Origin of the sequence: Comamonas sp. A7-5, assembly GCF_039581385.1 — a bacterium.
GTDB lineage: Bacteria > Pseudomonadota > Gammaproteobacteria > Burkholderiales > Burkholderiaceae_C > Comamonas > Comamonas thiooxydans.
The window spans coordinates 186,245-198,445 of record NZ_JBCPWO010000001.1 but is presented as its reverse complement, the minus strand read 5'-3'; the positions used below and the strand labels follow the sequence as shown (position 1 = coordinate 198,445).

The 12,201-nt window shown below is 59.5% G+C and carries 12 protein-coding genes; 1 reads left to right on the top strand and 11 read right to left on the bottom strand.

Annotated features, from left to right (window positions below):
- The first annotated feature begins 258 nt into the window (after positions 1 to 258).
- On the top strand, positions 259 to 1,074 hold the full coding sequence (locus AAIL67_RS00830; RefSeq protein ID WP_253233019.1) for a helix-turn-helix transcriptional regulator: 816 nt from the start codon (positions 259 to 261) through the stop codon (positions 1,072 to 1,074).
- A gap of 131 nt (positions 1,075 to 1,205) precedes the next feature.
- On the opposite strand, the gene argA is transcribed toward AAIL67_RS00830, so the two are convergent.
- The 11 genes from argA to AAIL67_RS00775 form a co-directional block, all read right to left on the bottom strand.
- Positions 1,206 to 2,552: an amino-acid N-acetyltransferase gene (gene argA, locus AAIL67_RS00825; protein WP_003067942.1), complete on the bottom strand. Its 1,347-nt coding sequence runs from the start codon at positions 2,550 to 2,552 to the stop codon at positions 1,206 to 1,208.
- Between the two features lie 473 nt (positions 2,553 to 3,025).
- Positions 3,026 to 3,937 carry a type II secretion system F family protein gene (locus AAIL67_RS00820; protein ID WP_063661060.1) on the bottom strand — a complete coding sequence of 304 codons (912 nt, stop codon included), beginning with the start codon at positions 3,935 to 3,937 and terminating at the stop codon, positions 3,026 to 3,028.
- 27 nt (positions 3,938 to 3,964) lie between these two features.
- Complete coding sequence (locus tag AAIL67_RS00815) at positions 3,965 to 4,954, bottom strand: type II secretion system F family protein (protein ID WP_063661061.1); 990 nt, start codon at positions 4,952 to 4,954, stop codon at positions 3,965 to 3,967.
- 21 nt (positions 4,955 to 4,975) lie between these two features.
- Positions 4,976 to 6,301: a CpaF family protein gene (locus AAIL67_RS00810; RefSeq protein ID WP_231905756.1), complete on the bottom strand. Its 1,326-nt coding sequence runs from the start codon at positions 6,299 to 6,301 to the stop codon at positions 4,976 to 4,978.
- A 117-nt stretch (positions 6,302 to 6,418) separates the two neighbouring features.
- Positions 6,419 to 7,579: an AAA family ATPase gene (locus AAIL67_RS00805; protein WP_063661062.1), complete on the bottom strand. Its 1,161-nt coding sequence runs from the start codon at positions 7,577 to 7,579 to the stop codon at positions 6,419 to 6,421.
- 15 nt (positions 7,580 to 7,594) lie between these two features.
- Positions 7,595 to 8,059, bottom strand: a complete 465-nt coding sequence (locus AAIL67_RS00800; RefSeq protein ID WP_034362771.1) for a TadE family protein — start codon at positions 8,057 to 8,059, stop codon at positions 7,595 to 7,597.
- Positions 8,056 to 8,541, bottom strand: coding sequence for a TadE family protein (locus AAIL67_RS00795; protein WP_063661063.1), 486 nt, complete (start codon positions 8,539 to 8,541; stop codon positions 8,056 to 8,058). Before AAIL67_RS00795 ends, AAIL67_RS00800 begins: the two co-directional genes overlap by 4 nt.
- Before the next feature lie 17 nt (positions 8,542 to 8,558).
- A complete protein-coding gene (locus tag AAIL67_RS00790; RefSeq protein ID WP_231905752.1) occupies positions 8,559 to 9,836 on the bottom strand; it encodes a Tad domain-containing protein in 1,278 nt (425 codons plus the stop codon).
- A gap of 92 nt (positions 9,837 to 9,928) precedes the next feature.
- Positions 9,929 to 10,132: a Flp family type IVb pilin gene (locus AAIL67_RS00785; RefSeq protein WP_063661064.1), complete on the bottom strand. Its 204-nt coding sequence runs from the start codon at positions 10,130 to 10,132 to the stop codon at positions 9,929 to 9,931.
- A 163-nt stretch (positions 10,133 to 10,295) separates the two neighbouring features.
- Positions 10,296 to 10,616 carry a hypothetical protein gene (locus AAIL67_RS00780; RefSeq protein ID WP_063661065.1) on the bottom strand — a complete coding sequence of 107 codons (321 nt, stop codon included), beginning with the start codon at positions 10,614 to 10,616 and terminating at the stop codon, positions 10,296 to 10,298.
- A gap of 14 nt (positions 10,617 to 10,630) precedes the next feature.
- The gene (locus AAIL67_RS00775) at positions 10,631 to 12,196 is read right to left on the bottom strand and encodes a type II and III secretion system protein (RefSeq protein WP_063661066.1); all 1,566 of its coding nucleotides are present in this window, start codon (positions 12,194 to 12,196) and stop codon (positions 10,631 to 10,633) included.
- Between the last annotated feature and the right edge of the window lie 5 nt (positions 12,197 to 12,201).

Below are 12,201 nucleotides of genomic sequence, written 5' to 3'. Positions count from 1 at the left end.
ATGGGTTGCAACAATCACCTGGTCTCCCTGCCCGGATGGAGCTGGCTAAGGCCGGGGTCTGGGAAGACCAGGATGGGACCATGCGCGAACGCGTGCATGCGGACCCCGACCAGATGTCAGAGTCAGTAGGCGTAGCGAAAGCGGGTGGCGGTGTTTCACGGCAAGGTGCTTGATGGGGGCAATGCGGCTACTTTAAGCCGCCGAAGGTATAGACTTCTATCGATAGATATTCATTTGTTGTAGAGATTTGGACATCTCATGGGTTTTGCCTCCCCCGAACATGGCGCGCATGCGCTGGATCTGCAGCATGCCCAGGCCTCTTCGTTGCCTGTCACGGGCGTGGAGCAGCGTTATCCGCCCGGCCATGTGGTGCCGCAACACAGCCATGCGCGTGGCCATCTCATCTATGCGTCTGAAGGCGTGCTACTCGTGGAGTCTCCGGGCGGCCAATGGCTGGTTCCGCCGACGACGGCGGTGTGGCTGCGCCCGGGCATGCTGCACGGGATCACGGCGACCACGGCGGTGCGGGCCTATGGCCTGTTCGTCGACGAGGCCTGGTCCGCACAGTTGCCGGCCCAGGACGGCGTGCTGCATGTCGCGCCGCTGGTGCGCGAGCTGATGACAGCCCTGGTAGCATTGCCCCACGAGGGGCCGCATAGGCCGCGCGATGCCTTGCTGGGCAGTTTGCTGCTGGAGGAACTCAGCGCCCTGGCCCCGCTGCCGTATTACCTGCCCTGGCCCCAGGATGCGCTGATGCGACGTATCTGCGAGAGCATGCTGAGTGCACCGGCGCAGCGCACCACGGTGGAAGCCCTGGCGCGGCAGCACGCGCTTACGCCCAAGACGCTGCATCGCCGCTTTCTGAAAAGCACCGGGATGAACTGGGGCAGGTGGTATCAGCAGATGCGCCTGATGGCCTCTATCCCCCAGTTGCTGCAGGGCATGCCCATCACGACCGTGGCACTGGAAAGCGGCTATGAAAGCCATAGCGCATACTCGGCTGCATTCCGCAAGCAGTTTGGCCGCCCGCCGTCGGAATTCGCCGCTAGGGCGGACAGAGCAACGTTGCGTTAGCCGGTCCTGCAGCGCCCAGCGCCGCGGCTTGCGTAGCCGGTGCCTGTTGCATGCATCTTTTGCTCCCAAAAAAATAGCTTCCAATGCTTGTTTACCAAGCGCTGAAAGCTATTTTTAATAATGAAGGCGGATTAGAGCTTCTTCACCAGCACCTGGCTCTTGCGGCCCCAGTTGTACTTGGCCTTGCGGGCCTCCGGCAGCCATTCGGGCTCCACAGGCTGAAAGCCGCGCTTGATGAACCAGTGCATGGTGCGCGTGGTCAGTACGAACATGGTTTCGCAGCCCAGGGCGCGGGCGCGCTGTTCGATGCGCTTGAGCAGCTTCTCGCCATCGCCCGTACCCTGGCTCTTGGGCGAGACGGTGACGGCAGCCATTTCGGCGGTCTTGGCCTCCAGATAGGGGTGCAGCGCCGCGCAACCGAAGATCACGCCGTCATGCTCGATGACGGTGTAACTGGCGATATCGCGTTCGATCTCGGTGCGGTCGCGCTTGACCAGCGTGCCGTCGCGCTCGAAGGGTTCGATCAGCTGAATGATGCCGCCCACGTCATCAATCGTGGCCTCGCGCAGTTCTTCGAGCTTTTCGTCAATGACCATGGTGCCTATGCCGTCGTGCACATAGATCTCCAGCAGCAGGGCTCCGTCGGTGGAGAAAGGCAGGATATGGCTGCGCTCCACGCCATGCTCGCAGGCGCGCACGCAGTGCTGCAGATAAAAGCCCACATCGGTAGGCTGCTGCGCAGGCGGGAGCTGGGCCAGCAGGCGGCGCGCGGCGTCCAGCGGCAGCTCGGTATCGATGGGGTTGTTCTCGTCGGCCGGGCCGCTGGGGTCCATGCGCACGCCGGGCACTTCGGTGAGGAACAGCAGCTTGTCGGCCTTGAGCTCGATCGCCACGCGGGTGGCCACTTCTTCCATGCTGAGATTGAAGGCCTCACCCGTGGGCGAGAAGCCGAAGGGCGAGACCAGCACCATGGCTTCGGAGCCCAGGGCGCTGCGAATACCTTCCACGTCGACCTTGCGCACCAGACCGGAGTGCATGAAGTCCACGCCGTCGACGATGCCCACGGGACGGGCTGTGAGGAAGTTGCCCGAAATCACGCGCACGCGCGCACCGGCCATAGGCGTGTTGGGGAGCCCCTGGCTGAAGGCTGCTTCGATCTCGTAACGCAGCTGGCCGGCCGCTTCCTGGGCACAGTCCAGCGCAATGGAGTCGGTGACTCGCATGCCGTTGTAATAACGCGGCTCCTGGCCCTTGAGGCGCAATTGCTCGTTGACCTGGGGGCGGAAACCGTGCACCAGCACGATCTTGACGCCCATGGCCTGGATCATTGCCAGATCCTGGACGATGGAGCTGAGCTTGCCCGCATCAATGGCTTCACCGGTCAGGCCCACCACAAAGGTCTGGTGTCGGAACTTGTGGATATAGGGGGCCACAGACCGGAACCAGGGAACAAAGGTGAAATTGAAGACGGTGGACATGGCAGTGCGCGAAAACCTCGAAAAGCGGGAAAAAAGGCCTGCGTCGGGTATTACGCAGGCCTGAGGCGCAAAGTGTAGCGGTTACTCGCTTGCCTTCGCTGGTTGCAGCAGGGTTTTGTGCGCGCTGATCGCACAGTTTGTGGTTTTTGTGGCGCGATGTTTTCAAAAAATGACGACTTGTATTTGAGCAGAGCTCCTGGTGGCAGTCAGCGTCGAAACCATGCGAGGCAAAGATAGACACTCGGTCAATCGTCCGGTTGCCGTTTGTGCAGATCTATCCATACGTTTCATTTCACGGCGCATTCTTCGACCACGTCCAGAGGGCCCCCAGCTCAAGTTGTCAATCCAAGCGTTATAGAGTGAGCACATGTCCTTTACAGGTCATTGCCGTCCCTGCGCATTAGATCAAAGAGCTTGAGATTGCTTTCAGGATATCTAGTCCAGGAGGCGAATCCGAACCACTGTTGGAGCCCTCACATGCTGCCGGCCATCATGGGCAAGATCATGCGCGCGACTCGAATGATGGCCGGACCCAGAACCACCATGATGATGGCCGGGAAGATGCAGGTCACCAGCGGAAACAGCATCTTGGTGGGAATCTTGGCAGCGAGCTCTTCGGCGCGCATTTGCCGTTTGTGGCGTAGGTCATCCGAGAAAACCCGGAGCGATTCGCCTATGCTGGTACCAAATCGGTCTGCCTGCGTCAGCATGGCCGTAAAAGTGTGAATCTCATCTACACCGGTGCGGGCAGCCAGATTTCGCAAGGCTTTCTCGCGAGTGCTGCCGGCACGCATTTCCAGGTTGGTCCAGTGGAGCTCTTCTGCCAGAGCTTCACTTTTGATGCGAATCTCCTCAGTTACCTTGCCCAGCGCGGCATCCAGGCCCATGCCTGCTTCTACGCAGACCAGCATCAAATCGGCAGCATCGGGAAAGTTTTCAAAGATCTCGCGCTTGCGGTGCGAGGCCATCCAGCGCAGAACCAGATTCGGCAGGTAGCAGGCCACAAGAGCTGCCACCAAGGGGAAGAGTAATCGCTGGGTGCTGTCTGCCTTGCTAGCTGTCAGCATGAGAGAGTACACCGTCAGACCCAAAGCAAGGGGCAATAGCGTTTTGACTCCGAAGTACAGCAGTGGTGCACTTTCGTGGCGGATGCCGGCATTCAGAAAGCGCAGCCGCAATGGCGTTGCATCAATGTCTTTGGTGGGTGACGACAGGTGTGCAAATGGGCCGACCAGTTTGACGACTGTTTCTGTCCAGCCCTTGTCCTGAGAGGTTGGTGTCAGTGACTGTAAACGCCGCGCGGCGACTGTTGGCGTTGCCCAGAAGAACAAGGCTCCAGCAGCCAGCATGACGGCGGTGAAAGTGAGCAGGGCGACGATCAACATGGCGTACTCCTTGCGTTTCAGTTGGGCTCATACCCTGATACGGGCGATGCGGCGCAGCAGCAGCAGACCTATGACCATCAGTGCGGCCAACCATTTCAGAATGGTGATGCCAATAGGGTCAGTCCATAGCGGACGCATGAATTCAGGGTTCATTAGATTGAGCAGAGCGGCCAGTCCAAATGGCATCAAACCCAGGATCCAGGCCGACATTCGCCCGTCAGCGGACAGTACGCGGACCTTGGCATGGAGCTTGAGCCGCTCGCGGATCAGGCGACTCAGGTTGCTGAGCATCTCGGTGAGGTTGCCGCCAGATTCGCGCTGTATGAGTACGGCGACAATGAAGTAGCGCAGATCTGTGATCGGCACCCGCTCACCCAGATTGGTCAAGGCCTGATGTAGCGATGTGCCATAGTTGATCTCGTCATGCACCAGGCGGAACTCGCCGGCGATAGGTTCGGTTAGTTCCTCTCCTGCCATTTGCAGGCTTGCGGAAAATGCATGGCCCGCGCGCAATGCTCGCGCTATAAGGTCCAGCGCTTCTGGAAGTTGGCGCTCCATAAGCTTCAGGCGCTGCAGTCGTTTGCGTTGCAGAAACAGCCATGGAAGGGAAGCCAGCGCCAAACCTAAAAGCACGCCCAGCTCCATGGGTTGGCGAAGCATGATGGTTGTCAGCATGCCTAGCGCAAACAACGTTGCACTGCCGAGCAGCAAGCCCGAAACCGTCCATTCCAGGCCTGATTGAACAATGAAACGGTCTAGTTGGTGCGCGCGCGGCATGGTTTGCAGCACCCGCTGCATTCTGGGCATATCGCTAAGTGTGCGCTCCTTGACAAGCTTGGTCGGATTGCTGCGATCATCGGCGGCTGACAAGGCCCTGAGCCGGCGTTCAAGCCGCTTTGCCTCAGGACTCTTGTACTGCTTCCAGATCGTGTGCAGTGCTTCCAGTAGCAGGAGCACGGCTACAAACACCAGACCTATGATTACCAGGACCGAGTGGGAAGAGAAAAAGGACAGCATGGCAGCTCCTTTTTGCCGAGTTCATTGATAGTGACGCTCTGGAGCGAAGATGCTGTCGGGCAGCGCAATGCCGAAGCCTTTGAGCCGATCGGCGAACTTGGGTCTGACACCTGTGGCGTGGAAGTACCCCTGGACTTCGCCACTTGCGCCGACGCCGGTCTGGGTAAAGGCAAAGATCTCCTGCATGGTCACCACATCACCCTCCATGCCAGTGATCTCCTGGATGCTGGTGATCTTGCGTTTGCCATCCGTGAGCCGGAGTGCCTGCACGACTACCGTTATGGCCGATGCAATCTGTTGGCGTGCGGCCTGATGCGGCAGATTGAGGCCTGCCATGCCGACCATGTTCTCGAGTCGAGCCAAAGAGTCGCGTGGCGTATTGGCATGGATGGTCGTCAACGAGCCTTCGTGGCCGGTGTTCATGGCCTGCAGCATGTCTACCGCTTCGGCGCCCCGGACTTCGCCGATAATGATGCGATCAGGCCGCATGCGCAGTGCGTTGCGTACCAGCGAGCGCTGCGTGATTTCTCCACGTCCCTCTATATTGGGCGGTCGTGTTTCCATGCGAACCACATGCGGCTGCTGCAGTTGTAGCTCGGCCGCATCCTCGATGGTGACCACGCGTTCCACAGCAGGAATATAGCTAGAGAGAATGTTGAGCAGCGTTGTCTTGCCGGCACCGGTGCCGCCAGAGATGATCATGTTCACCTTGGCCTTGGCCAGAGCCTCAAGAACCAGGGCCATGCCAGGTGTCAGGCTTTTGAGATCGTTGATCAAATTCTCCATGCGCAGCGGGATATGGGCGAAGCGCCGGATCGACATCATTGGGCCATCAAGGGCCACGGGCGGAATGACCGCATTCACGCGCGAGCCATCTGGCAGGCGGGCATCGACCATGGGGCTGGATTCGTCGATGCGTCGGCCTATGCGTGAGACGATCTTGTCAATGATGCGCAGCAAATGCTTTTCATCGGTAAAGACAACGGGCGTCAACTCCAAGCGGCCCCTGCGTTCCACATAGATCCGGTCGTAGCGATTGACGAGGATGTCCGATACCGCAGGGTCGGCCATCAACAGCTCGAGTGGACCGAAACCCAGCATCTCGTGCTGGATATCTCGGATCAGCATTTTTCTTTCAAGATCGTTGATGGCCGCGGAGTCCTCCGCCAGTAGTCGCTCGGTCATGGTCGCAATTTCCTGCTGCAGTGTCTGCACGGATACTGCATCCAGGGCAGCAAGATCAAACCGCTCCAGCAGCTTGGCATGAATGCGGCTTCTGAGTGCCAGATAGGCCGCAGAGTGACCATAGATGGGGGTGGATGGCGGAGGAGGCTCTGTTGCGGGCATGGCCGACATATCTGCGGACTCAGACACGACCTGCAGCAGAGGCTTGGGCGTGCGTGTCGATGGCGCGGTCAAGAAATCTCGTAGTGACATGACAGTCTCCTTCTGCAATACGGATGCTTACGCCCGGCGAAAGAGCCGGTTCAAAAAATTACCGTTTTCTTCATGAGCCCGAGGTGACAGTGCATCGGCCCAGGCCGTCAGCTCGCGCACCACGCTGCTGCTGCGAGCGGATTCGGCCAGCGGTGCTCCAGCATTGATGGCTGCTTGCACTTCGTGGGCAGAGTCGGGAATGCTGCGCCATTGCTGTTCCAGGCCCAGGGTCTTGCGCACTTCAGACAGCCCGATTTCGCTGCGCCTGTCCACCCTGTTCAGCACCGGATGCAGGCGGCTTTCCGGGTAGCCCAGATCGTGGAACATGCGCAGCAGCTTTTGCGCATTGCGCACGGCGGGTACGTTGGGCAGCAGCACAGGAACAATGCACTGCGCTTTGTCGAGCACGCGTAGAGCCAACGGGTCCAGCACGCGCCCCATGTCCAGCAGCACGAAGTCGTAGTGCGTGGCAGCCAGTTGCACGATGGCCTCAATATGCCCGGGCTCCACTTCCATGGCATGCATGGCATCTTCGGGGGCTGCCAGCACATGCAGGCGCGGTGTGATCTTTACCGTGCTGGCCGTGAGAAAAGAGGCGTCAAGGCGGTGAAGGTCACGTGCCACATCCGCCAATGTCGAGCTTGGCTTGCCTTCATGCAGATAGGGAAGCGCATCGCCAAACTGCAGATTCAGGTCGATCAACAGCACGGAGTGCTTTTGCGCCAACGCCCAGCCCAGATTGGTGGCCAGGAAAGTGGCGCCGGCACCGCCCTTGCAGGGCAGAAAGGCCATGACTTGCCCTTGTGCACGGTTGGGGGTGCTGTCCTGCAATTTGCTGGCAAGACGCTGAACGGCATCGGCCAGCGCCTGCGGCGGCGGCGGCGATGGCAGAACCTCGCGCACGCCCGCCCGCATGGATTGCAGCAGAAACTCTGGTGTCTGCTGGGCGCACAGCAGGACCACGGCCATGCGTGGGTGATGGGTGGTCACCTGCTCCACCGGGGCCAGGTCTGAAGGGTCGCAGCACATACCGTCGACGATCATCAGATCCGGAAGCTCCTGCTGGGCAATCGTGGGCATGCGGGTCTTGCCACCCTCGAAGGTCTGCACCTGGTGCGACTGCTCTTGCAGCACATGGGCCATCTCGCTGAGATGGGTGGTGTTGGGGGAAATAATGGTGATTTTCATAATGACCCTCGCTGGTCAGCCGCATATACCGGGTGCGCCGCTATTTGGATCTGTACCCATGGATTCGCGCGGCAGATAGGTTGAGAAACCCGGCATCGGAATGGCACCCCGCAAGCTGAAGCCGATAGGGGATATCCATTGATAGTTCAGGTTCTGGATACGGACATTGACAGCGCCGCAGGTGGCTGTTGTACAGGCGTTGTTTTGATTGCCTGCAGCGTCGTACCACTCCACTATTACGTTGTCCGTTGTGAGCTGGGGTAGGAATTTCTGCATCCGATCCAGTACCTTGGCTGAGCCCTTGGCGCATACCACGGCGGTGCGAGCTCCCCAGCGCGTGGCTTCATTGGCTGCATTCCACGTCCAGAGCATGCGGGCAAAGTCCATCAGGCCCAGAAAAAATGTCAGAAAAATCATCAGCACCAAGGCAAACTCAATCATCGTGGCGCCTCGTTGCGGGTTGTTAGCTGGTTTTTTCATAGTGGAGCCCTCATCGTGGCGCTGATATCCGCAAAATTCACCGTGCCGAAATTCACGCCAAATGCGCTGGAAATAAGTGGTGTGAACTTGTAGCAAGGTGGGGCCGAGGTGGCGCAACCTGCGATACGGATGGTGACCGTGTTGATGACTGGGGACGCGCCTGCATGCTGCCAGGTAGGCTTGGGAACCTGGCTGACCGATAGACCTACGGCCAGTGGGCTCCCTGTATTGGCCACATTGCCAAAAACGACCAAATTCTTAGCGTTGTTAATCAGCCCTTGGGGATCACTGGTTGCAATGCTGGGATCCTGTACCGAGAGATAACGCGAAGCATCGCGCACGGCCTTGGTCAAGGTGTTGTACTGGTAGAGCGCGCGGCCAAATTCGGTGGTGATAAAAGTCAGTATCAGCAGCAGCGGCAGAATCAGCGCGAATTCAATCAGCGCCACGCCACGATGGCTGGATAAGCGAGGGGATTGCATGGTGAGTTCTCCTTGGCCTATTGCACCAGTACCGGAACCAATGGTCCGCCTGCATTGCCTGCCAGACCTCCTGTAGCGCAGGGGTTGCCGGTCGTGGTAGACGCGTCGCTGATGAACTCGAGCCACATTTTTTCCTTCTTCCCATTGGCGGCCTTCGCCATTGGGTGAAGCGCCAGCACGCAAGCAAAGCCGGTCAGTTGTAGCTTTGGTGCGGCGCAATCCACCACACCTACCGTCATGATTCTGCGATTTCCCCCCTTGGTGTAGTCGGTGCCCGCATAGTTGCCAGTCGTCTTCAAAGCCTTTGTGTCCGGGTTCTTGTTGTCCCCTTCATAGGGCGCATGCGTGCTGCGCTTGGTGCTGAAAAGGGCGTCGTACCGGCCGGGGTTCTTTTCACTATCGTCTGCGGCATACCACGCATAGCCGGTCTCGTCGGGCGGACTGTCAGTTTGGTTGTATGAGCCTTTGTAAATGCCAAAGCGCGTATTCCAGGCATCAACGGCCCCATTGGTTTTGCCATTCTTCGACGGGTCGGTCACGTTGGTGGCAGTGCCGGGCAAGTTGCAGGAACCGTTACCTGCAAGCAGGTTTTTGATTTCATTGGCTCCCCCTCCAGAGCCTGTGTAGTCGAGCCATTTGAACGCACCCGACGCTTCGACTTCGTCGTTGCTGTTTGTGACGCCCGAGAGCCACTCGCCTCGCGAATAGCCGAACGGCGAGCTTGAACTCTTCTGGCAGATTCCGATGGGCATCAAGCAATTGGTTTGGGATGGCGTGCGAGTAGCCACGGCCAGCGCCTTCACCGACTGGCTGGCGCCGTAGCTGGCATTGCCGCTGAAGGCGCCCATAGTCTGCAATAGCCAAGGTAGCAGGCCGGTGCGGGCGTGTTCGCAGCGGGCGTACCTGGCCGTGGTAACTGGGAAAGTGGTGCTGTAGCTGCCGTTAAGCGCATCGCTGAAACTGATGCTTGACGCGGCAATGCCAGCGCTGGCGCCCTGGAAATGCACGCGGTTGAGATTACCCGCAGCGCGGCCTGCATTGACGGCTCGGGTAAGAGCGTCGCTCGCGCCATCCAGTTCCTGGGCCGCTGCCAGTGCACAGCTGTCGGTGGCCGTCTGCAGCTCGGTCTTGACCACAAACAAGCGGCCAAAATCCAGCGCGAAGCCCATAAAGCCCAGTAGAAACAGCAAGGCCAGGGCAACAGTGATAATGATGGCGCCACGCTGCCGCCGCAGCGCGGCGGCAGAACCACGCCGGGGTCGGGCTATGGGCCAGAAATGTGGGTGGTTTTTCATGGTGTGTACCGGGTATGTGGATAAAGGCTGCTTTAGCGAAAAGCCAATACTGTCTTGCGGCAGTAGAGGCTTTCGCTTGGAGAGCAGTCAAATCAAGCGCAGCTTCCAGCAGTCGTCAAGCAAGCCGAGACTCGGTCAATCCAGGCCGAGAAACCGAGATCAGTAACGTTCATCGCAAGAATCAGCGTCAAGGAAACCACGGCGACGATCAATGCATACTCAATGATCTGCGCACCTTCTTCATCGCGGACAAAGGACTGCAGGGATTGGCCAAATTGCTGAGCGATCTTGTTCATGGTGATACCTCTAAAGTAAGTAAGGGACCGAAAACATCTACACGGATTGGATGCCGGTTTGCAGGGCCGGCGGTGAGTGGCGTGCAAGGCCGCGATGCGATCTGCTCTCCTTTCAAATTCAATGGTGTGGAACTGGTAAATCGGCTTCGGGAAATTCCGAGGATTAGGGGGTGCCGCCACCCCCACCACCGCTGGAATTGCTGCTTAGTGAGCCGCCAATATTGATCACATTGACTGCTCGTGGCGGGGTTTTATAGCTTTGCTCGTAGCGGTCCATGGTGTGCGCCGTGGCACGACCATCCATGCCGGTGGCGCTATCCACACCGACGCCAGGAGTCTTGCCGGCTTCAGGGTTGAGGGTCATCTGCATGCGGGCGGTGCGCACAGCCTCGCCAAAACGAGCGTCGTAGTGAGGGGTTGTGCTGCCGCAGCCCGCAAGCAGGGCTGCGAGGGCCACGGGAATTAGGATGCTGCGTTCGATCATGGCTTGCCTCCGGTTCAGGTGGGCGGGTTCAGGGGGGCGGGACGGTCAACCGAGGGCTCGGCCGGTGCTTGCGGTTGCAGCTCCTGAGGTGCTGAAACCGGAGCAGGTGCCGGAGCTGGAGTTGCAGTGCCGGATGGCATGGCTGCGGCGGGCGCCGTCTTCGCGGTTGACGCGGGCTTGGAGCTTTCCAGCGCACCGTTGAGATAGACCTCGGCGCGTGAGGGCGGGACATGGTTGTCGGTGGGCACTCTGGGTACTTCTGCGAGAGCCTGTACCAGGCGCGGAGTGATGATGAACATCAGCTCGGTCTGATCGGTCTGGAACTCGGTGCTGCGGGCCAGCGCGCCGAGTACAGGTATTTCACCCAGTCCCGGAAAGCGTTTGACGGCCTCGGTGATATTGTTTTTGATAAGGCCGGCAATGACCAGGCTTTGCCCGTCATTGAGCTGCACCGTGGTGTCCGCGCGTCGCACCGAAAGCGAGGGAATGACGGAGGTGACGCCATTGATGGCGGTGAAGGGTGAGCCTGTCTGAGACAGGTCGGACACTTCTGAGACCAGCTTGAGATTGACGCGTGAGCTACCCAGTACAGTGGGCGTGAACTTGACGCCGATGCCGAACTCTTTTTCCTCCAGTGTCATCACTGGCACGCCGTTGGTATTGCTCTGCGACACGGGAATAAAGATCTTGCCGCCCGAGAGAAAACTGGCCTGTTGGCCGCTGATGGCCATGATGTTGGGTTCGGCCAGGATGCGGACCAGGCCGTCGTCCTTCTGGCCGTCGATGTTGAGCGAGGCCTTGCCGATGCGCAGGGCACTTAACAGCGCGTTGCCGCCACTGAGGAAGTTGGAGGCGATGGTGTAGGTGTTCTGACCATTGATGGCCTGTTTGGCGAAGCTGGCGCCGAGCTTGTCGAGCAAGGTCTTGCTGACCTCGGCGATCTTGACTTCCAGCATTACCTGATGCGGTGAGGTTGTGCGCAGCAGGTTGACGATCTTCTTGCTGTCGCTGTAGGCGCCGGCGAGCGTCACCACATCGTCCAGGCGTAGCGGATTGCTGATCTCTCCGCTCAGAACCAGGGCATTGTCGGCACCCTGGACGCGAATGCCGCGCTCCTCGGGCATGAGCTCGCTGAGCTTGGTTTGCAGCGGTCCTGGGTCCATGGTGACGATCACGTCCTTGATAAAGCAGGTGCCCTGGGCGTTTTGCAGGATGACGTTCATGGAGCCGGACTTGCGGCCGCGAAAGAACAGGTCTCGCGGGCTGAGCAATTGGACCTCGATATCACCCATGCCGTTCTGCATTTGCGGTTGGGCATTAGCGGCCATGGGTGCTGCTGCCTGGCCCGCTCCGGGCGTCTGGCCGCTCACCAGGATGCGCGCCATGGGCGAGCTCAGCGGAATGACCACGGATTTTCCCAGAGTGACCGTGGTCGGATCCTCCGTGCGGATGGCCGTGCAATTCCTGGCGGGCAGGGTGTTGCGGGGCGCTGCGGGAGCAGCCGTAGCTACAGGGCCGGGGGGCTGGGCAGGTGTGCCCGCAGATTGGGCCAGCACAGGCGTGGAGCTGGCGAGCAGCATGCTGG

What these genes read in the sequence shown, in the direction of transcription:
- AAIL67_RS00830 (WP_253233019.1), top strand. Translation starts at nt 259, where the DNA reads ATGGGTTTTGCCTCCCCCGAACATGGCGCGCATGCGCTGGATCTGCAG.
- argA (WP_003067942.1), bottom strand. Translation starts at nt 2,552, where the DNA reads ATGTCCACCGTCTTCAATTTCACCTTTGTTCCCTGGTTCCGGTCTGTG.
- AAIL67_RS00820 (WP_063661060.1), bottom strand. Translation starts at nt 3,937, where the DNA reads ATGTTGATCGTCGCCCTGCTCACTTTCACCGCCGTCATGCTGGCTGCT.
- AAIL67_RS00815 (WP_063661061.1), bottom strand. Translation starts at nt 4,954, where the DNA reads ATGCTGTCCTTTTTCTCTTCCCACTCGGTCCTGGTAATCATAGGTCTG.
- AAIL67_RS00810 (WP_231905756.1), bottom strand. Translation starts at nt 6,301, where the DNA reads ATGCCCGCAACAGAGCCTCCTCCGCCATCCACCCCCATCTATGGTCAC.
- AAIL67_RS00805 (WP_063661062.1), bottom strand. Translation starts at nt 7,579, where the DNA reads ATGAAAATCACCATTATTTCCCCCAACACCACCCATCTCAGCGAGATG.
- AAIL67_RS00800 (WP_034362771.1), bottom strand. Translation starts at nt 8,059, where the DNA reads ATGAAAAAACCAGCTAACAACCCGCAACGAGGCGCCACGATGATTGAG.
- AAIL67_RS00795 (WP_063661063.1), bottom strand. Translation starts at nt 8,541, where the DNA reads ATGCAATCCCCTCGCTTATCCAGCCATCGTGGCGTGGCGCTGATTGAA.
- AAIL67_RS00790 (WP_231905752.1), bottom strand. Translation starts at nt 9,836, where the DNA reads ATGAAAAACCACCCACATTTCTGGCCCATAGCCCGACCCCGGCGTGGT.
- AAIL67_RS00785 (WP_063661064.1), bottom strand. Translation starts at nt 10,132, where the DNA reads ATGAACAAGATCGCTCAGCAATTTGGCCAATCCCTGCAGTCCTTTGTC.
- AAIL67_RS00780 (WP_063661065.1), bottom strand. Translation starts at nt 10,616, where the DNA reads ATGATCGAACGCAGCATCCTAATTCCCGTGGCCCTCGCAGCCCTGCTT.
- AAIL67_RS00775 (WP_063661066.1), bottom strand. Translation starts at nt 12,196, where the DNA reads ATGCTGCTCGCCAGCTCCACGCCTGTGCTGGCCCAATCTGCGGGCACA.